Annotated in this window: 19 protein-coding genes; 6 read left to right on the top strand and 13 right to left on the bottom strand. The window is 71.6% G+C overall.

Features of this window, described 5'->3' with window-relative positions:
* Window positions 1–42: 42 nt before the first annotated feature.
* Both L2Z93_RS01500 and L2Z93_RS01495 read right to left on the bottom strand, forming a co-directional pair.
* Complete coding sequence (locus L2Z93_RS01500) at window positions 43–621, bottom strand: hypothetical protein (RefSeq protein ID WP_090588989.1); 579 nt, start codon at window positions 619–621, stop codon at window positions 43–45.
* Between the two features lie 145 nt (window positions 622–766).
* The gene (locus L2Z93_RS01495; protein ID WP_005138711.1) at window positions 767–970 is read right to left on the bottom strand and encodes a cold-shock protein; all 204 of its coding nucleotides are present in this window, start codon (window positions 968–970) and stop codon (window positions 767–769) included.
* Between the two features lie 217 nt (window positions 971–1187).
* On the opposite strand from L2Z93_RS01495, the gene L2Z93_RS01490 reads away from it, so the two are divergent.
* Complete coding sequence (locus tag L2Z93_RS01490) at window positions 1188–3482, top strand: DNA 3'-5' helicase SftH (protein WP_370745881.1); 2295 nt, start codon at window positions 1188–1190, stop codon at window positions 3480–3482.
* 259 nt (window positions 3483–3741) lie between these two features.
* Window positions 3742–4803: a PAS domain-containing protein gene (locus tag L2Z93_RS01485; RefSeq protein WP_128111854.1), complete on the top strand. Its 1062-nt coding sequence runs from the start codon at window positions 3742–3744 to the stop codon at window positions 4801–4803.
* Between the two features lie 225 nt (window positions 4804–5028).
* On the opposite strand, the gene L2Z93_RS01480 is transcribed toward L2Z93_RS01485, so the two are convergent.
* The 7 genes from L2Z93_RS01480 to ssd form a co-directional block, all read right to left on the bottom strand.
* Window positions 5029–5436, bottom strand: coding sequence for an Rv3654c family TadE-like protein (locus L2Z93_RS01480; protein WP_090588986.1), 408 nt, complete (start codon window positions 5434–5436; stop codon window positions 5029–5031).
* Between the two features lie 43 nt (window positions 5437–5479).
* A complete protein-coding gene (locus L2Z93_RS01475) occupies window positions 5480–5782 on the bottom strand; it encodes a TadE family type IV pilus minor pilin (protein ID WP_193438920.1) in 303 nt (100 codons plus the stop codon).
* Between the two features lie 23 nt (window positions 5783–5805).
* Complete coding sequence (locus L2Z93_RS01470) at window positions 5806–5988, bottom strand: DUF4244 domain-containing protein (protein ID WP_090588985.1); 183 nt, start codon at window positions 5986–5988, stop codon at window positions 5806–5808.
* A gap of 93 nt (window positions 5989–6081) precedes the next feature.
* Window positions 6082–6645: a type II secretion system F family protein gene (locus tag L2Z93_RS01465; protein WP_090588984.1), complete on the bottom strand. Its 564-nt coding sequence runs from the start codon at window positions 6643–6645 to the stop codon at window positions 6082–6084.
* A gap of 40 nt (window positions 6646–6685) precedes the next feature.
* Window positions 6686–7468 (bottom strand): type II secretion system F family protein, encoded by a 783-nt coding sequence (locus L2Z93_RS01460; RefSeq protein ID WP_090588983.1) that lies wholly within the window; start codon window positions 7466–7468, stop codon window positions 6686–6688.
* Entirely contained in the window at window positions 7465–8619 is a 1155-nt protein-coding gene (locus L2Z93_RS01455; RefSeq protein ID WP_090588982.1) for a TadA family conjugal transfer-associated ATPase, read from the bottom strand. Before L2Z93_RS01455 ends, L2Z93_RS01460 begins: the two co-directional genes overlap by 4 nt.
* Window positions 8616–9674 (bottom strand): septum site-determining protein Ssd, encoded by a 1059-nt coding sequence (gene ssd / locus L2Z93_RS01450; protein ID WP_090588981.1) that lies wholly within the window; start codon window positions 9672–9674, stop codon window positions 8616–8618. The genes L2Z93_RS01455 and ssd overlap by 4 nt, the downstream gene beginning before the upstream one ends.
* Window positions 9675–10143: 469 nt before the next feature.
* Between ssd and L2Z93_RS01445 the strand changes: the two genes are divergently transcribed.
* A complete protein-coding gene (locus L2Z93_RS01445) occupies window positions 10144–11013 on the top strand; it encodes an HAD-IB family hydrolase (RefSeq protein WP_090588980.1) in 870 nt (289 codons plus the stop codon).
* Between the two features lie 495 nt (window positions 11014–11508).
* Here the strand turns inward: L2Z93_RS01445 and acs are convergent, their stop codons facing one another.
* A complete protein-coding gene (gene acs, locus L2Z93_RS01440; protein WP_370745805.1) occupies window positions 11509–13497 on the bottom strand; it encodes an acetate--CoA ligase in 1989 nt (662 codons plus the stop codon).
* Between the two features lie 70 nt (window positions 13498–13567).
* Here acs and L2Z93_RS01435 point away from each other — a divergent pair, with 70 nt between their 5' ends.
* Window positions 13568–14308 (top strand): Fic family protein, encoded by a 741-nt coding sequence (locus L2Z93_RS01435; protein WP_090588978.1) that lies wholly within the window; start codon window positions 13568–13570, stop codon window positions 14306–14308.
* A gap of 10 nt (window positions 14309–14318) precedes the next feature.
* Here L2Z93_RS01435 and L2Z93_RS01430 read toward each other — a convergent pair whose 3' ends face one another.
* Entirely contained in the window at window positions 14319–14978 is a 660-nt protein-coding gene (locus L2Z93_RS01430; RefSeq protein WP_275984643.1) for a S1 family peptidase, read from the bottom strand.
* A 233-nt stretch (window positions 14979–15211) separates the two neighbouring features.
* Here L2Z93_RS01430 and L2Z93_RS01425 point away from each other — a divergent pair, with 233 nt between their 5' ends.
* The gene (locus L2Z93_RS01425) at window positions 15212–15724 is read left to right on the top strand and encodes a phage holin family protein (protein ID WP_090588977.1); all 513 of its coding nucleotides are present in this window, start codon (window positions 15212–15214) and stop codon (window positions 15722–15724) included.
* A gap of 30 nt (window positions 15725–15754) precedes the next feature.
* On the top strand, window positions 15755–16708 hold the full coding sequence (locus tag L2Z93_RS01420) for an alpha/beta fold hydrolase (protein WP_090588976.1): 954 nt from the start codon (window positions 15755–15757) through the stop codon (window positions 16706–16708).
* A 196-nt stretch (window positions 16709–16904) separates the two neighbouring features.
* On the opposite strand, the gene marP is transcribed toward L2Z93_RS01420, so the two are convergent.
* A complete protein-coding gene (gene marP, locus L2Z93_RS01415; protein WP_090588975.1) occupies window positions 16905–18092 on the bottom strand; it encodes an acid resistance serine protease MarP in 1188 nt (395 codons plus the stop codon).
* A gap of 6 nt (window positions 18093–18098) precedes the next feature.
* Window positions 18099–18869, bottom strand: coding sequence for an NUDIX hydrolase (locus L2Z93_RS01410; protein WP_090588974.1), 771 nt, complete (start codon window positions 18867–18869; stop codon window positions 18099–18101).
* Window positions 18870–18879: the final 10 nt, after the last annotated feature.

Genomic DNA, 18879 nt, shown 5'->3' with positions numbered 1-18879 from the left:
CGCCCCGGGTCGCGCAAACCAGGCGCCCCTTATTGGCGCCCCTCACACCGTCGGCCAGTGCGCCATCCCCTCCGGATCGGCCGGGGGTTCGCCGACGTTCTCGATCAGCCGGGACAGTCGCCGTCGGCCGCTGATCCGCAACGCCGGGTGCGAGCCGCGGGTGCCGATCAGCGTCGGCGCGATGCCGGCCCGGATCAGCGCCGAGGCCAGCGGGGAATGGGTGTCCGGGGCGTGCGGGTCCAGCCCGAGCAGATACCGGTCGGCCTCCGGGGCGCCCGCCGCGAGGGTCCAGGCGCGCAGTTCCCGGCCGCCGGGCACCCACTGCGGGGGCACCGTCTTGACCGCGCCGCGGGTCCAGGCCCGGGCCATCGGCAGCAGCCGCTCGTCGACGGCGGTGCGCACCAGCGGGGTGTTCTCGTCGGTGCGGGTCACCTCGGCCAACAGCCCGGCCTCGGTGATCATCTCGGCCAGCCCGGCCGCGCGCCACTGCTGCTCGACGACCACCGAAACCCGCGCGCCGGAGCCCACCACCACGATCTGGCCGGCCGTCGCGAGCAGCCCGGTGAGGTCGGTGACCGCAGGCGGCACCGACTCGGCCGAGAAAAACGACAGCTGACCCACGTTATTGACAGTAAGCCAGGTCCGGGGTTCGCGGGCGGTGAGGCGCGACGGCGTGGCCAAACGGTGACGCTCGGACGCAAAATCCCCCCGCACGCTTTGGCGTGCGGGGGGATTTTGTGCGTCAGTGCTTACGCGCTGCGGCGATTTAGACGGCGCGGACGCCGGTGGCCTGCGGCCCCTTGGGGCTCTGGCCGACCTCGAACTCCACGCGCTGGTTCTCCTCAAGGGTGCGGAAGCCCGAACCCTGAATCTCCGTGTAGTGGACGAAGACGTCGGCAGAGCCGTCCTCGGGGGCGATGAACCCGAAGCCCTTTTCGGCGTTGAACCACTTCACAGTTCCCTGTGGCATCTTTCGATCTTTCCTTACTATCTCGGGACCGGCGCGCCACCTCGACGGCGCCGTGGCCCGTTGTGACCGCCATCCTTCGCAAGAACAACGACCGCAACGACGATCCTGCGAAAGCTTTGACACCACACAGAAGCTGCGACCGCCCTTATCCAATCACGTTCCCCGCCGGGGCGATAGCGCTGCGGAAACAATCTCGTGAACAATTCCAACGGTGAGCGTGAACTTCGGCGACGACCTGCTGGCGGTGCTCGTCGGCTCCGGGGACGAGGGCCCGGTGCGGCACATCGCGCAGATCCCGGCGGCGGCCGGGGCGCCGCGGCCCTGGCCGGAGTGGGCGCCTGCGTCGGTGGTCGGCGCGTTCGCCGAACGCGGGGTGTCCGCGCTGTGGTCCCATCAGCTGCAGGCCGCCGAACTGGCGCACCGCGGCCGGCACGTGGTGATCGCCACCGGCACCGCCTCCGGCAAGTCGCTGGCCTACCAGCTGCCGATCATGACCGCGCTGGAGACCGACCCGCGCGCCCGCGCGCTGTACCTGGCGCCGACCAAGGCGCTCGGGCACGACCAACTGTCCACCGCGCACGCGCTGTGCGCGGTGGCGGGGTTGTCCGACGTCGCGCCGAGCGCCTACGACGGCGACACCGCCACCGAGATCCGCCGGTTCGCCCGGGAACGCTCCCGCTGGGTGTTCTCCAACCCGGACATGATCCACCTGTCGCTGCTGCGCAACCACGCCCGCTGGTCGGTGTTCCTGCGCGGGCTGCGCTACATCGTGGTCGACGAATGCCATTACTACCGCGGCATTTTCGGCTCGAACGTGGCGATGGTGCTGCGCCGGCTGCTGCGGCTCGCGGCCCGCTACGGCGCCGACCCGACGGTGGTGTTCGCCTCGGCCACCACCGCCGCGCCCGGGGAGACCGCCGCCGAGCTGATCGGCGCGCAGGTCGAGGAGGTCAGCGCCGACGGGTCGCCGCACGGCGCGCGGACCGTCGCGCTGTGGGAACCGCCGCTGCGCGAGGACGTCACCGGCGAGCACGGCGCCCCGGTGCGACGCTCGGCCGGCGCGGAAGCCGCCCGGGTGATGGCCGACCTGATGGCCGAGGGCGCGCGCACCCTGACGTTCGTGCGGTCCCGCCGCGGCGCGGAGCTCACCGCGCTGGGGGCGCGGGAGCGGCTGCTGGAGACCGCGCCGGCGTTGGCCTCGCAGGTGGCGTCGTATCGGGCCGGGTATCTGGCCGAGGACCGCCGGGAGTTGGAAGCCGCGCTGGCCGACGGCCGGCTGCGCGGGCTGGCCACCACCAACGCGCTGGAACTCGGGATCGACATCTCCGGGCTGGACGCCGTCGTGCTGGCCGGGTTCCCGGGCACGGTGGCGTCGTTCTGGCAGCAGGCCGGACGGTCCGGGCGGCGCGGGCAGGGCGCGCTGATCGTGATGATCGCGCGCGACGACCCGCTGGACACCTATCTGGTGCACCATCCAGGGGCGCTGCTGGACCGCCCGATCGAGCGGGTGGTGATCGACCCGTCGAACCCGTACGTGCAGGGTCCGCAGTTGCTGTGCGCGGCAACGGAATTACCTATTTCTGACGCCGAGGTGCGGGTGTGGGGCGCGGAGGCGGTGGTCGCCGATCTGGTCGACGACGGGCTGCTGCGCCGGCGCGCGGGCAACTACTATCCGGTGCCCGGCCCGGACCCGCACCCGGGGGTCGACATCCGGGGATCCGCCGGCGGGCAGATCGCCATCCTGGAAACCGGCACCGGGCGGCTGCTGGGCAGCGTCGGCGCCGGGCAGGCCCCGGCCACCGTGCACCCCGGCGCGGTGTACCTGCACCAGGGCGAGTCGTACGTGGTGGACGCGCTGGAGTTCGAGGACGGGGTGGCCTTTGTGCACGCCGAGGACCCGGGCTACAACACCTCGGCACGGGAGATGGTGGAGGTGACCGTCACCGGGGACGGGGAAATGCTGTCGCTGGGGCCGGTGACTCTGGGTCTGGTTCCGGTCTCGGTGTCGCATCAGGTGACGGGGTTCCTGCGTCGGGTGCCCGGTGGTGAGGTGCTCGACTTCGTCGAGCTGGACATGCCGCGCCAGACGCTGCCGACCCGGGCGATGATGTACACGATCACGCCGGAAGCTCTTTTGGAGGCGGGCGTTTCCGCGCTGCGCATCCCCGGATCGCTGCACGCCGCCGAACACGCCGCGATCGGACTGCTGCCGCTGGTGGCCAGTTGCGACCGCGGGGACATCGGCGGGCTGTCGACGGCTCTGGGGCCCTCCGGGTTGCCGACGGTGTTCGTCTACGACGGATATCCGGGCGGGGCGGGGTTCGCCGAGCGCGGCTTCCGTGACGCGGCGCTGTGGCTGGAGGCGACCGCCTCGGCGATCTCGGCGTGCGAGTGTCCGGCGGGGTGCCCGTCGTGCGTGCAGTCGCCGAAATGCGGGAACGGGAACGAGCCGTTGGACAAGGCAGGCGCCGTGGTGGTGCTGCGGGTGATTCTGGCGGCGCTGGGGAGATAGCGGCGCTGGGGGCGGGCAACCCCTCGAATGCCCGCATCCCTGCCAACCTGACATAAACTGTCAGAATATCGACGCTACCGGGAATTGGCGGGTGACACAAATCCCGGCGATGGGTGGCGCAGATCACCGGGTGACCAACGACACCCCTGACCTGGGCGCCCGCCGCAGCGACGCCACCTGGCACGATGCGCGAATCGAGCGCCCAACTTGCGTCTTGCCGCAGGCGCCGGAGGCATTCACGCGGCTAAACTCAGTGACCATGCAACACGAATGGTTGCTGCTGGAGACCCTCGGCAGCGAGCCCGCTGTCGTCGCCGACGGCACAGCCCGCAAGGACTTCATTCCGATTTCGGATTATTTGCGCAAAAGCGCGCACCTGTCGGCCGTCCAGACCGCGGTCTCGGAGACCATCACGACCCGCACCGGGCTGGACAGCCTGACCCCGAAACAGAAGAAGATCATCCGCACCGCGCCGGTGGTGATGTCCGACGGCCGGGTGCACGGCGTGCAGCTGTGGCTCGGCCCGGCCAACGCCGAACCGGCCGAGCGGCCCCAGGTCGGCACCGTGAAGTGGAACCTCAGCACCGGGGTGGCGTCGAGTTCCAGTCAGGCCGTCGCGGTGCGCGGCGGCGACCCGGACGCCGAGCCGCTGCAGATCCGGGCCTTCGCCGACGACCTGCCGGTCGGCCCGCTGACCGAGGGCGAGATCAAACTCATCGCGACGGTGCTGCGCCGCATCCCGGGCGAGACGGTGTCGGGCACCCTGGAGATTCGCCGCGCCGACGGCGAGCCGGTCTCCGAGGCGTTCGCCGCCCGGATGATGCTGGAGGAGGGCGACGACGGCTCCGACCAGTTGATCGGCCGGTCGATGACGTGGGTCTGCCCGCCCGACCCGGATTACGTCGAACCCGATTCGCTGGCCCGGCGGCTGCTCGAAGGCATGGCGGTGCCCGGCACCCAGCGCGCGATCGTCGACCTGACCAGCTGGAAGACGCTGAAGTGGCTCGATGAGCCCAGCACGGAGTACGACTGGCGCTCGCAGGTGGTGCATCACGGCGACGGGCCGGTGCGGGAACGGATGGAGAAGGAGTTCGCCTCCGGCTCCACTTCCGGTGTGATCCGACTGGCCAATCACGTGGGCGACTGGGTGCGGCTGAAGACCACGATCCACCGGATCGAGATCGAACCGGGGGTGTTCGCCGGTCTGGTGAGCGTGCGCCGGGCCACCGACGCCGAGGTCGCCGCGGAGCTGACGCCCGCGCCCGTGGAGCCGAAGACTGAGCAGTTGCCGCTGATCGACGCTCCGGCGCCGGAGCGTTAGGTTCGTTGCCGCCGGGGTTCGGCGGTGGAGGGCTGCGGGGGTGGTGGTGGTGGTCGTGGTGGTGGTCGTCGTCGTCGTCGAAACAATGATGAACTTTTGCCCGCCTTTGAGCGACGGTTTCTCACCCTGAGCGACAGGGTCTCACGGTGAGCGACAGGGTATTCGGTCGGTGACAAGGTCAGCGGTCGCGCTCGTGGACACCCTGGACGCGCGCCGTCAAGCGGCTCATCCGGGCATATCAGCCGGGCCGGCTCGGGCGCGCGCTTGCGCGGTGCGATTGCCCGGAAGGCGCAGGGGCACCGGGATTTCCACCGTGACGATGACGTCGAGATTCTCGGTCTGACACTGGGCGAGATGGGCGTTCGCGGCGTCGGTGATCTGTCTGGCTTGAGCGCAGGCTGCCTGCGGGCCCGCGGACAGCGCGTTCGCGGCAGCCAGAGCGGCCAGGTCGGCGGCCGACTGGGCGCGGTGTCGGGCGATCACCGCCGAGCCGAGCGCGGCGCCGAAACCAGTGCAGCACAAGATGATCAGCACGCAGATCGCGGCGAGCACGGTGGCGGCGCCGCGGTCATCGGACAGAGGAGACGCGGGACCCTCAGGCGTGAACACAGCACCGCCAAGGTGGTCGGCCATCAATGACGCGCGACAGGCACCGGCGGGATCCGCGCGGGTGCGGTCACTCCCCCGGTTCGCGGGCGGCGACGGCGTCGGCGGCGATGGTGAGCCCCGGCAGCAGCGGCGCGCCCGACTGAACGTCGGCACGGACGAATCCCGTTCCAGCGTCGGTGATTCGGATGCTCGCCCCGGCCGGCGCGATGCGGCGGGCGACCTCGATCGCGTTGCCGTCGCCGCGGGCGGCCAACCGGGCGGCCTCGCGGGCGGCGTCGACGCAACGCAGCTGCGCCGACAGCGCCCCGAGCCCGGCCAGCACCAACACCATGACCGTGACCAGCCCGGCGATGGCCAGCGCGGCCTCCACCGTCCCAGCGCCGCGCTCACAGCTCAGATCCGCACGCTGAGCGCGCGGTTGATGATCCCCGTCAGCGCGCTGACGACCGAGTCGCCGGTCACCACCGTGTAGAGGATCGCGCCGAACGCCGCGGCGGCGATCGTGCCGATGGCGTACTCCACGGTGGACATACCGTCGTCGTCGACGGCCAACGCCCATATCCGTGCTGAGATCATCTCTCGGACAGTGGGTTTCGTCGCACAGGCCGCGGGGGTCGCGGTCGTCTCCGGGTTCCTCATGGGTGTGTTCCTTTCTCTGTCGGCTGTCGGTCACAGCACGCCTTTGCCGAGCACCTGGCCGGCCAGTCCGGCGACCACCGGGATCACGCCCAGGCAGACGAACGCCGGCAGGAAGCACAGGCCCAGCGGCCCGGCGATCAGCACCCCGGCGCGTTCGGCATTGGCGCGGGCGGCGTTGCGGGCGTCGTCGCGGACTTGTTCGGCGAGCTCGACCAAGCCCTGGGCCAGCGCGGCGCCCGAGGCGGCCGACCGGCGGGCCAGCCGCAGCAGCGCCGCGCATTGGTCGTCGAGCTCAGGTGCGGCGGACCAGGCGGTGGCGGGGTCGGCGCCCAGGGCCAGCAGATCGGCGCCGCCGCGCAGCAGCCGGGCCAGCGTTGGCGGGGCGAGGGCGGCCGTCGCCGCGGCGGCCGCGGCCACCGGCATCCCGGCTCGCAGGCAGACCGCGAGCACGTCGAACGCCGCGGCCAACGCGAACGGGTCGTTGTCGGCGCGGACATCCGGGATGGTGGCGCGAACGGGCGCCGGGCGAATCCGGGCGTGGGCTCGCGCAGGAATCACGAGCAGGGCGGCGGCGAGCAATAGCGCGGCGATCACGAGACCTCCAGCACGCGGTCGGTCAGCAGCAGCACGGCGGTCACGAGACCTCCAGCACGCGGTCGGTCAGCCGGCCGGCCCACAGCAGGCCGGCGGACAGGAACCCGACGCCCAGCAGCAGGCACCACCCGCCGGGCCCGGTGAGAAAATCCAGGGGCCGGGCGCCCAGCGCCGCGCCCAACACGATCCCGAGGGCGGGCAGCGCGGCCAGGATCGCCGTGGTGGCCCGAGCGCCGGCGAGTTGCGCGGCGACCGCGTCGCGGTGGCGTTGCCGCTCCACGATGTCGGTGTGAGCGGCGTGCATCAGGTCCGCGACCGCCAGTCCGCGCTGGTCGGCGAGGCGCCAGACGGCCGCCAGTCGGCGCCAGCGGGCCGGGCCGCCGGAGCGCTGGGCCGCGTCGGTGAGCGCGGTGGGAACATCGCCGCCGAGGCTGGCGCGGGCGGCCACGCGGGCCAGCACGTCCGGCGCCTCGGCGGCGGCGACGGTCAGCGCTCGCACCGGGTGCGCGCCGATCCGCAACTCGCTGACCATGGCCTCCAGCGCGCCACCGAGCGCCGCGGTCTGCCGCTCGGCGGCCCGGCGTCGTCTCCCGGCCCGGACCCGAACCGCCACGGCAACGGCCAGCAGCGCCGCGGACAACGCGACGGCCGGGGTCATCAGCGCGGCGGTGGCGACGATCAGCGCGGCCGCGGCAGTCGCCGCCAGTGCGGTCGCCGGGAGTCGGCGCCGGGGCGGCTGCCGGGGCAGTCGGCGCAGCGGCGGCCCGGGCGCGGCGAGCACCGCACACGCCAGCGCCGTCGCCGCGAGCGCCGGCCCGTTCACCGGGTGTCCTTGATCAGCGCGTGCAGGTCGGCGGCCGCAGGTCCGGGGCCGGTGTCGACGTGCCACGCGGTGACCGCCTGACAGCGGCGATCGGCGTCGACGGTCAGCAGCGCGATCTCGGCGAGCCGTCGGCGCCCGTCGGGCCCGCGGCCGAGGTGCAGGATCACCCGGACGGCGGCCGCGAGTTGGCTGTGCAGCGCCGCGCGGCCCATGCCACCCATCGCGGCCAGGGCTTCCAGCCGGGCGGGCAGTTCGGCGGGGTTGTTGGCGTGCACGGTGCCGGCCCCGCCGTCGTGGCCGGTGTTGAGCGCGCCGAGCAGGTCCACCACCTCCGGGCCGCGCACCTCCCCGACCACGATGCGGTCCGGGCGCATCCGCAGCGCCTGGCGGACCAGCTGGCGCACGGTGATCTCGCCCGCGCCCTCGATGTTCGCGCCGCGGGCCACCAGCCGCACCAGGTGCGGGTGCGCGGGGGCCAGTTCGGCGGCGTCCTCGACGCAGACGATCCGCTCGTGCCCGGTGACCTGTGCGAGCAGCGCGGCAAGCAGCGTCGTCTTGCCGGCGCCGGTGCCGCCGGTGACCAGGAACGCGAGCTTCGCCGCGACGATGCTGGTGAGCACCTCGGCCACGTGCGCGGGGATCGATCCGGCGGCGACCAGGCCGGCCAGGTCCTGGTCGGCGGGGCGCAGCACCCGCAGTGAGATCGCGGTGCCGGCCACCGCGATCGGCGGCAACACGGCGTGCAGCCGGACGTTGAACCTCCCGCAGCCGGTGAGTAGACCGTCGACCCAGGGTTGCGCGTCATCGAGCCGACGGCCGGCGGCCAGCGCCAGCCGTTGTGCGAGTCTGCGCACCGCAGCCTCGTTGTCGAATCGAATACCACTGCGCCGCAAACCGTTTCCATCGTCGACCCACACAGATTCGGGCGCGGTGACCAGCACGTCGGTGACGTTCGGGCCGCCCAGCAGGGGTTGCAGCAGCCCGGCGCCGGTGAGTTCGGTCTGCAGCAGGCGCAGCCCGGCGAGCACCTCCGCGTCACCGAGCACGCCGCCGGTCTCGGCGCGAATGGCCTGCGCGACGACGGCGGGCCGCAGCGGCCCGGGCTCGGCGGCCAGCCGGTCGCGGACCCGGTCGATCAGCGAGGTGTTCACGCCGACCGCGCCGAGAGGTGCTGCTGTTCAACGAGTCCCAGGACGGCGCCGGCCGCCTGCGCCAGCGGGCCGCGAGAGCGCAGCCGCAATCTGCTGCGTTCCAGTCGTTCGGCGAGCATCGGCTCGGGGCGCATGGCGGCCAGCAGCGGCAGCCCGGTGGCCGCCGCGATGTCGGCTGCCCGCAGGCCGCCGGGCGCGGGACCGCGCACCACCACTCCGCTGTTCGGGAAGGCCGCCAGGCCGTGGGAGCGCGCCCGGGCGCCCGCGCATCCGCGGACCGTCGCCTGGCACACCAGCACCACGAGATCGGCTGCCCGTAGCGCGGTTTCGGCCGCTTCACCGGGCCTACCGGGCAGATCGCAGACGACGGTGACACCGGCTCGGCGCGCCGCGTCGCACACCGCGAGCAGGGTGGTGGGCGAGATCTCGGCCCCCGGCCCCGCCGACAGCAGGCTCGGATGGCCGTCACCGGGCAGCGCCCGCCGCAGCGCCGCCCAATCCAGTCCGCCGTCGCACACCGTGAGGTCGGGCCAGCGCAGCCCCGGATCGTTCTCCCGCGCGAACAGCAGGTCGACGCCGCCGCCGAGCTCGTCGAGGTCGACCAGCAGCGCGTCACCCGCCCGTTGGGCGAGCGCGGCGGCCAGCACCGAGGCGCCCGCGCCGCCGTGGCCCGGCAACACCGCCAGCAGCGCGCCGGCGGCCACCCGGTCATCGCGCACGCCGCCGCCGGCCTCGGCCAGGGCCCGCAGCAGGGCCTGCTCGTCGTCGGGCAGTCGCAGGGCGTCTCCGGCGCCGACCGCCAGCGCCGCGCGCAGCGTCTCCGCGCCTGCCTCGAACGCCGTGACCACATAGATCGCGGGCCGGCGTGGGCCCAGGCAGTCCGCGGCCGCCGCGGGGTCCAGCACGATCGCCGCCGCGGCCTTCCAGGCCCGCCGGTCGGGGGTGGCGCCGGCCGCCTGGTGCACGACGCGCAGGCCCGCGGCGGCGGCGACGCGGTCGAGGTCCTCGCGCAGGGCGGGGTCGGAGATGAGGGCCAGCACGGCGGGGTCGGTCATCCGCCCACGGTGCGCCGGCGGATGTGCGCTCACCAGTCAGGATGCCCGCGGCTGGGGATGAATCCGGATCTGTGCAGAACGTCGGGTGAACGGTCGCAAAAGGCGCCAATCAATACCGTCGGCACATGAACACCTGAGAGGAACCCAAGAATTACTTGGGTTCCAGCTAATTAAGGAGCGAATGGATCGCGTCGCGGCAGGTGAACGTACCCGAGAAAAGGGACGACCCCCGCCAGGGGGGGGAGGAGGCGAGGGTCGTCATGCATCAGCCCCGGGGGGTCGGGCTGATGCACTCCCAGCGTAAGCCGGGTAATGCCCACTATACACGCGGGTACTGCAGTTAGCGCAAGACCCAAAATTCCTCGGCGATTCGTCCTGAGCTGCATTTTTTCAGTCTCAGACATTCGGGACGCACTCTCATTTACGCCGTGGCGTCGGGTCGCGAGGGCACGCAGCCTATCCTGGTTTCGTGCCCGACACCGCACCCGCGCCCGGACCATCGGCGACACCCGCCGACCAACCCTCATCGGCCGGCCCGATCCGTGCCGCCGCCTTCTTCGACCTGGACAAAACCGTCATCGCCAAGTCCAGCGTGTTTGCCTTCAGCAAACCTTTTTTCAACGAAGGACTGCTGAATAGGCGGGCCGTCCTCAAATCAAGCTACGCCCAGTTCCTGTACATGATGTCCGGGGCCGACCACGACCAGATGGAGGGGATGCGCGCGTTCATCACCTCGATGTGCTCGGGCTGGGACGTCGAGCAGGTCCGCGCGCTGATCAGTGAGACGCTGCACGACATCGTCACCCCGCTGGTCTACGCCGAAGCCAAGGACCTGATCGCCGCGCACCGGCTGTGCGGACACGACGTGGTGGTGGTGTCCACCTCCGGCGACGAGGTCGTCGCCCCGATCGCCAAGGCGCTGGGCGCCACCCACGCGATGGCCACCCAGATGGTGATCGAGGACGGCAAGTACACCGGCGACATCGCGTTCTACTGCTACGGCGAGGCCAAGGCCGAGGCGATCCGCGAGCTGGCCGCGCACGAGGGCTACCAGCTCGACCACTGCTACGCCTACTCCGACTCGATCACCGACATCCCGATGCTCTCGGAGGTCGGGCACCCGACCGTCGTCAACCCGGACCGCGCGCTGCGCAAGGAGGCCGTCGCGCGCGGCTGGCCGGTGCAGACCTTCACCCGCCCCGTCGGCCTGCGCGACCGGATCAGCGCGCCGTCGGGCGCGGCCGTGGCCACCTCGGCCGCGGTGGCGCTGTCCGCGCTGGCCTCCGGGGCGCTCGCCTACACCCTCATCCGTCGCTACCTGCCCGAGCGGCAGCAGTGAATCCGGACCGAATCCAGTGCGAAATAACGGGTTTGGAACATTCTTCGTTTTGATGCTTGCTGTGACCGGAGTCACGTAGTACAAATGAAGCACGGCAGCTCGTAAGGCCAAGACCGATCCGGAAGAGAAGGGTCGACCTCCCGAAGCGAGCTACCCAGCACGGTCCCCCGGCACCCACGCGGAGCCATAGCCGCTGACAGGGCAAAAGTGTTGCGGGCCTGCGCATTTGAGAAAACCGGACAATGCAACTGACCCCTCGGGTGGGGCCGCATTCGTAACGGATCGCAAAGCGCCGAGGCCACCCCGCGCAACCCACCTAGCACGCCTGGTAACCGAGTGGCCCGTGCTGGCGGGCGGTGAGCCGAAGTGATTCGGAACGCCGCCCGCATTGCCGTTTCTGGGGTCTGTCAACAACTTCCGAAACGTCAACGTCGTCAAAGCAAACCGACCGGCCGCGGGATGGGGCACCCGCGACCGGTCGGTCTCTGTATGCGTCTACTTGGCGGCGCGAATCGCCTCGAACACCTTCGGGTCCAGCAGCGTGGAGGTGTCGCCCAGCTCGCGGCCCTCGGCCACGTCGCGCAACAACCGGCGCATGATCTTGCCGCTGCGGGTCTTGGGCAGCTCGGGCACCACGTGGATCTCCCGCGGCTTGGCGATCGGCGAGATCTCCCGGGCCACCTCGGCGCGCAGCTCGTGCACCATGTCCTCGGTGGACTGCGCCGCGGCGTGCTCCTTGAGGATGACGAACGCGCAGATCGCCTGCCCGGTGTGCGCGTCGGTGGCGCCGACCACGGCGGCCTCCGCCACCCCGGCGTGGCCCACCAGCGCCGACTCCACCTCGGCCGTGGAGATCCGGTGCCCGGACACGTTCATCACGTCGTCGATGCGGCCCAGCACCCACACCTCGCCGTCGGAGCCGTACCGGGCGCCGTCGCCGGCGAAGTACCAGCCCTGCTCGGCGAACCGGGACCAGTAGGTCTCCTTGAACCGCTCCGGGTCGCCCCACACCCCGCGCAGCATCGACGGCCACGGCTTGTCCAGCACCAGGTAGCCGGTGGCCTCGCCGCCGAACTCCGGCGCGGGCTGCAGTTCGTTGCCGTCGTCGTCGACGATCTTGGCCGAGATGCCCGGCAGCGGGCGCATCGCCGAACCCGGCTTGCAGTCGGTCACACCGGGCAGCGGGGAGATCATGATCGCGCCGGTCTCGGTCTGCCACCAGGTGTCCACCACCGGCGTCTGGTCCTTGCCCATGACGTGGCGGTACCAGCGCCAGGCCTCTGGGTTGATCGGCTCGCCGACCGATCCCAGCAGCCGCAGGCTCGACAGGTCGTGCTCGCGGACCAACTCGCGGCCCCAGCGCATGAACGTCCGGATCACCGTCGGCGCGGTGTAGTAGATGGTCACCTTGTACTTGTCGATGACCTGGAAGTGCCGGTGCTCATCCGGGGAGGCCGGGGTGCCCTCGTAGAGCACCTGGGTGGCGCCGTTGGCCAGCGGCCCGTAGACGATGTAGGTGTGCCCGGTGACCCAGCCGATATCGGCGGTGCACCAGTACACGTCGGTCTCCGGCTTGAGGTCGAAGACGTTGAAGTGGGTGTAGGCGGACTGGGTGAGGTAGCCGCCGGAGGTGTGCACGACGCCCTTGGGCTTGCCGGTGGTGCCCGAGGTGTACAGCAGGAACAGCGGGTGCTCGGACTCGAACGCCTCGGGGGTGTGCTCGTTGGAGACGGTGTTCATCACCTCGTCCCACCACAGGTCGCGGCCCTCGGTCATCGGGGTGTCGATGCCGGTGCGGCGCACCACCAGCACGTTCCGGACGGGGCAGTCGCCCATGCCGGACAGCGCCTCGTCGACGCCGGGCTTGAGCGGCGCGGCGGCGCCGCGGCGGTACTGGCCGTCGGAGGTGATGACCATCTTCGCCTCGGCGTCCTCGATGCGGGCCCGCAAGGCCGCCGCGGAATAGCCGGCGAACACCACCGAGTGCAGGGCGCCCACCCGCGCGCAGGCCAGCATCGCGACGACGGCCTCCGGGATCATCGGCATGTAGATGGCGACCCGGTCGCCCTTGCCGACGCCGAGGTCGGTCAGCGCGTTGGCGGCCCGGCACACCTCGTCCTTGAGTTCGGCGTAGGTGATGGAGCGGGCGTCGCCGACCGGCTCGCCCTCCCAGTGCAGCGCCACCCGGTCGCCGTTGCCGGCCTCCACGTGGCGGTCCACGCAGTTGTAGGCGACGTTGAGCTTGCCGTCGCCGAACCACTTGGCGAACGGGGCGCCGGACCAGTCGAGCACCTCGGTGAACGGGGTGGCCCAGTGCAGCCGGTTGGCCTGGGCGGCCCAGAACGCCAGCCGGTCGGCTTCGGCCTCGTCGTAGAGCGCGGCGGTGGCGTTGGCGTTGGCCGCGAATTCCGGGGACGGCGGGTAGGACTCGAGTTCGGGCTGCTCATCGCTCATGGCTGTGAGCCTAGTCACCGAAGGTTGCATAAGCGTTGCCAGTCACAGAAATACAATCGCCTTTCCAGGATCGTTTGCCGCCCCGGTAGCGTCGAACGCCGTGAGCACTGACCCGCTGGCCCCGTTGGCCGCGCTGCCCGGCGTCACCGAAGCCGCCGACGCGGCCCGCGAAGCCCTCGGCAAGGCCCACCGGCACCGCGCCAACCTGCGCGGCTGGCCGGTCACCGCGGCCGAGGCCTCGCTGCGCGCGGCGCGGGCCTCCTCGGTGCTCGACGGCGGCGCGCTGCGCCTGGACGAGGACTCCGCCAGCGACCCGGTGTTCGCCGGCGCGCTGCGCGTCACCCAGGAACTCGAAGGCGGCGAGACCAACCTGATCGGGGTCTGGCGGCGCGCCCCGCTGCAGGCGCTGGCCCGGCTGCACATGCTGGCCGCCGCCGACCTGGTCGACGCCGACGCGCTCGGCCGGCCCCGGCTCGACCCGGAGGTGTCCCAGCGGCTGGATCTGGTGACGCAGCTGGTCACCGGCGGTTCGCGGGCGCCCGCGCCGATCCTGGCGGCCGTCGCGCACGGCGAACTGCTGGCGCTGGCGCCGTTCGGCAGCGCCGACGGGGTGGTCGCCCGCGCGGTCAGCCGGCTGGTCTCCATCGCCACCGGTCTGGACCCGCACGGCCTGGGCGTGCCAGAGGTGTACTGGATGCGCCGGCCATCGGATTACCGGGAGGCGGCGGCGGGGTTCGCCGCCGGGACCGAGCAGGGCCTGCGGGAGTGGATCCTGCTGAGCTGCCGCGCGATGGGTGAGGGCGCCCGGGAGGCGCTTTCCATCGCCGACGCGAAGAAGTAGGGGCGGGCGCTTAAGTCCCGGTCGGGCGGAAGCCCGTGCCGTGGCGGTTCTTCGCGGTGATATCGGCCAGCTGGGTGTTGAAGGACATGGTCACCGCCGGGGTGTGCAGCGGGATGAACTTCATGACGCAGGTCGGCAGCGCGTCGGTGTAGGCGCCGTGCAACATCCCGACCAGCTTGTTGTTCACCGTGACCGGGGCGCCGGAGTCCCCGGGCGCGCCGCAGACCTGATTGACGATGGTGCCCGGGTCCTGCCCCGGACCCCAGGTCACACCGCAGGACTGGCCGGTGGTGCGGCCCAGCTTGCAGGCCACCTGGCCGAACGCCGGGTCCGGGCCCAGCCCGTCGATGATGAAGCCGTTGACATTGTTGGTGGGGGCGACCAGCTCGGGGTCGAATTTGATCACCGCGTAGTCCAGCGCGTCGTTGCCGGCGACCATGGTCCCGACAATGCGGCCCTTGTCCGACTCGGCCGCCACCACCGCGCCCGGCCCGCCGCAGTGCGCGGAAGTGAAACCGACCAGGTCACCGAAGCTGTCCGTGCCGATCGAGGTCAGCGTGCAGTAGGCGTCATCGTCGACGACGATCCCCGATCCCCCGCCGAGCACCACTTTCTCGTCGGCGTGGGCGACCGGGGTCGCGGCCAGCGGCAACACCACCGCGGCGGCCAGCGCCGCCAGCGCCCCGGGCACGGTCCACCGTCGTTCGACCTGATCGGACCGCACCGCAACCTCCTGGCTGAATGAAATGGGACGGCTGCAGTTCCGATCCGACCCCGCTTAGTAAGACCAGCTTACCGATCTGTCGTCGGCGCCCCCGGACCCGTTACCGCCCTTGCCCTCGTGCCCGCGGCGCCCGCATGGCAACATGAAGCCCAACCCACCGCCACCCGGGAGGATCGTTCGTGAGCAAAGCCGACCGCCAAAACGGAGCGCCCGCCACCGTCACCTCGATCCCGTTGGTCGACGCGCATGCGGTCACGCCGGACTCGTCGATCGGCGATCTGGTCAAGGAAGCCTCCGCGCAGGTCTCCACCCTGGTGCGCGCCGAAGTGGACCTGGCTCGCGCCGAGATCACCCGGGACCTCAAGAAGGGCGTCGCCGGGTCCATCCTGTTCGTGATGGCGCTGGTGGTGCTCGGCTACTCCACCTTCTTTTTCTTCTTCTTCGCCGCCGAACTGCTCGACACCTGGCTGATCCGCTGGGTGGCGTTCCTGATCGTGTTCGTGTCGATGGTGCTGTTCGCGCTGCTGTTGACGTTCATCGGATACCTGCGGGTGCGCAAGATCCGCGGCCCGCAACAGACCATCGAAACGCTGCAGGAGACCAAGGCCGCCCTGACGGACCGCTCCGGGTCCTACACCGGCGCCGCGACCACGAACCTTCCGGAAAAATCTGTCGACCCGTCCGGCTGGTGATCCCGTGCGAGCGCGGGCGGTGACCGATTGGTGACGCCGCCGGATCCTTCGGTCGTCCGCATCGACGGCCCGTGGCGGCACCTGGACGTGCACGCCAACGGCATCCGGTTCCACGTGGTGGAGGCCGCGCCGCTGACCGACGCCGACGCCGCGGTGCCGCCGTCGTCCCGGCCGCTGGTCATCCTGCTGCACGGGTTCGGCTCGTTCTGGTGGTCCTGGCGGCACCAGCTGTCCGGGCTGCCCGGCGCGCGGGTGGTGGCCGTCGATCTGCGCGGCTACGGCGGCAGTGACAAACCCCCGCGCGGGTACGACGGCTGGACGCTGGCCGGGGACACCGCCGGGCTGATCCGGGCGCTCGGGCACACCTCGGCGACGCTGATCGGGCACGCCGACGGTGGGCTGGTCTGTTGGGCCACCTCGGTGCTGCACCCGCGGCTGGTCGACGCGATCGCCGTGGTCAACTCCCCGCACCCGATGGCGCTGAAGCGCTCCGCGATCGTGAATCGGGGCCAGCGCAACGCGCTGCTGCCGTCGCTGATGGCCTACCAGGCGCCGCGCTGGCCGGAGCGCAAGCTGACCCGTCACGACGCCATCGAGTTGGAGGCGCTGGTCCGGCGGCGCAGCTGTGCGGCCTGGCAGCAGACCGACGATTTCGCCGAGACGATCCGGCGCCTGCGCACCGCGTTCCAGATTCCGGGGGCCGCGCACTGCAGCCTGGAGTACCAGCGCTGGGCGGTGCGCAGCCAGCTGCGCAGTGAGGGCCGCCGGTTCATGGCGGCGATGGATCAGCCGCTGGGCATCCCGTTTCTGCACCTGCACGGCGAGAACGACCCGTACGTGCTCAACGACCCGGTCAGTCGCAGCCGGGCCTGGGCGCCGGCCGGCAAGTTCCTCACCGTCGACGGGGTCGGGCACTACACCCACGAGGAAGCCCCCGACGAGGTCAATGACCGGCTCGATCAGTTCCTGGGGCAGGTGCGGTAGTCGCCGCTGCTTGTGCTTAACCGAGCGCTCGCCGGAGATCGGGGCGCGACGGCTCGGTTACGTACAAAGCCTCGCGTACGTAACCGAGCGCTCAGCTGGCGGGTGGAGCGCGACCGCTCGGTTAGGCACAAGGCCTCGCGTACGTAACCGTTCCCTCGCGGGGTGGGGGCCCGCCGAGCGAACGGTTGCGTACGGGTCAGCCGACGCAGGAGCCGGTGGGGACCCGCTCGGTGTTGCCGACCTTGGCGCGCTGGCGCTGCACTTCCTCGGCGGTGAGCACGAAACCGGTGTCGTCGTCGTCGACGGCGGCGCCGAACACCACGCCCAGCACCCGGCCCTGCCGGTCGATCAGCGGGCCGCCGGAGTTGCCCTGCCGGACCGTGCCGCGCACCGTGTACACCTCGCGGTTGACGGTGGTGGTGCGGTAGATGTCCGGGCCGGACAGTTCGATGACCTCGCGCACCCGGGCCGGGGTGGCCTGGAAGTCGCCGCCGCCGGGATAGCCCAGCACGATCGCGTCGGTGCCGGGTTCGGCCCGCTCGTCGTTGAACGGCAGCGGCTCGGCGGGCAGTTCAGGCACCGCGAGGATCGAGATGTCGGCGTTGGGGTCGTAGGAGACCACGGTGGCGTCGTACTCCTTGCCGTCGGACTCCACGGTCACGGTGTCCGAGCCGGCCACCACGTGCGCGTTCGACATCACCCGGTTGGGCCCGAACACGAACCCGGTGCCCTCCAGGACCTTCTGGCAGCCCGGTGAGACACCGCGGATCTTGACCACCGACGGCCGCACGGTCCCGACGATCAGGCTGTTGGCCAGCTCGGGGTCCGGCTCGCCGACCTCGGCGATCGGGGTGCGGCCGAAGGGTTCCAGCACGTCGGGCATGCCGGAGGTGTCCCACAGTCCGGACAGCCGGTTGGGCACGCCGCGCAGCCATTCCGGGGCCAGGGTGTCGGCGTAGGACAGCACCTTGGAGCCCTTGACGGCGGCGGCCAGGTTGGCCTGCCCCGAGGAGGTCAGCGGGGTGGCCAGCATCCAGGTCGCGGCCAGCACCAGCACCAGCTGCACCGCGACGCCGACGGTCGAGTCGATGACCCGCAGGCCGCCGTTGCGCAGCGCGCCGCGGACCGCGCGGCCCAGCACCACGCCGGCGATCTCACCGATCACCACCAGCGCCAGGATCAAGAACAGGGTGGCGAACAGCTTCATCCGGGCGCCGTCGATGTGGTTGACCAGGTGCGGGGCCAGCAGCACACCGGCCAGCGCGCCGAGCACCACGCCGACCAGCGACATCAGCGAGCCGAGCGCGCCGGAGCGCCACCCGGAGACCGCGGCGACGAAGGCCACCGCGACGATCGCGATGTCCAACCACTGTGATGACGTCATGGGCTCTCAGTCCTCCCCACCGACGAGCGCCAGCGCGTCGTCGAGTTCCATCACCCGGTCACTGTCCCAGGGCCGGGTCCAGCCGGCGACGTCGAGCATCCCCGCGATCACATGACCGGTGAACCCCCACACCAGCATCTGATTGAGCAGAAACGCCGGGCCGGCGGCGCGGCGGGTGGCCCCGCGCCGGTAGACCATCAATCGGTTCTCCGGGTTGACGAACGCCCGCACCGGGACCCGCGCCACGATCGCGGTCTCCAGCGGGTCCACCACCTCGACCGGTCCCGGGTCCGGTGAGTAGGCCAGCACCGGCGCGACGTGGTAGCCCGACGGCGGGATGAACATGGTCTCCAGCACCGCGAGGGTGTGCAGCCGGGCGGTGTCCAGACCGGTCTCCTCGGTGGCCTCGCGCAGCGCGGTGGCGACCGGGCCGTCGTCGCCCGGGTCGGTGACGCCGCCCGGGAACGCGGCCTGGCCGGCGTGGTGGCGCAGCGAGGAGGCGCGGACGGTCAGCAGCAGGTCGGCGTCGTCGGGCAGGGCGGGGGCCTGACCGGACTCGCCGCCGGAGAACAGCACCAGCACCGCGGCGTCGCGGCGTTTCCCGCTGACCGAGGTGGCGGTGGCGGCCGCGTTCAGCGCGGCCAGCAGCGGCCGCGGGATGCGGCGCTTGTAGGCGCCGGGCAGCTCGTCGACCCGGTCGACCAGCGGGCGCAGCCACGGCGGGCTCAGCTCGGGGGCCGGCGGCATCGCAAGGCTCACTGCCGCACCCTCTCTCATCACCGGTTCC

The sequence above is a fragment of the Mycolicibacterium brumae genome (assembly GCF_025215495.1).
Lineage (GTDB): Bacteria > Actinomycetota > Actinomycetes > Mycobacteriales > Mycobacteriaceae > Mycobacterium > Mycobacterium brumae.
The sequence above is the reverse complement of the archived record's forward strand: the minus strand, read 5'-3'. Positions and strand labels throughout refer to the sequence as shown.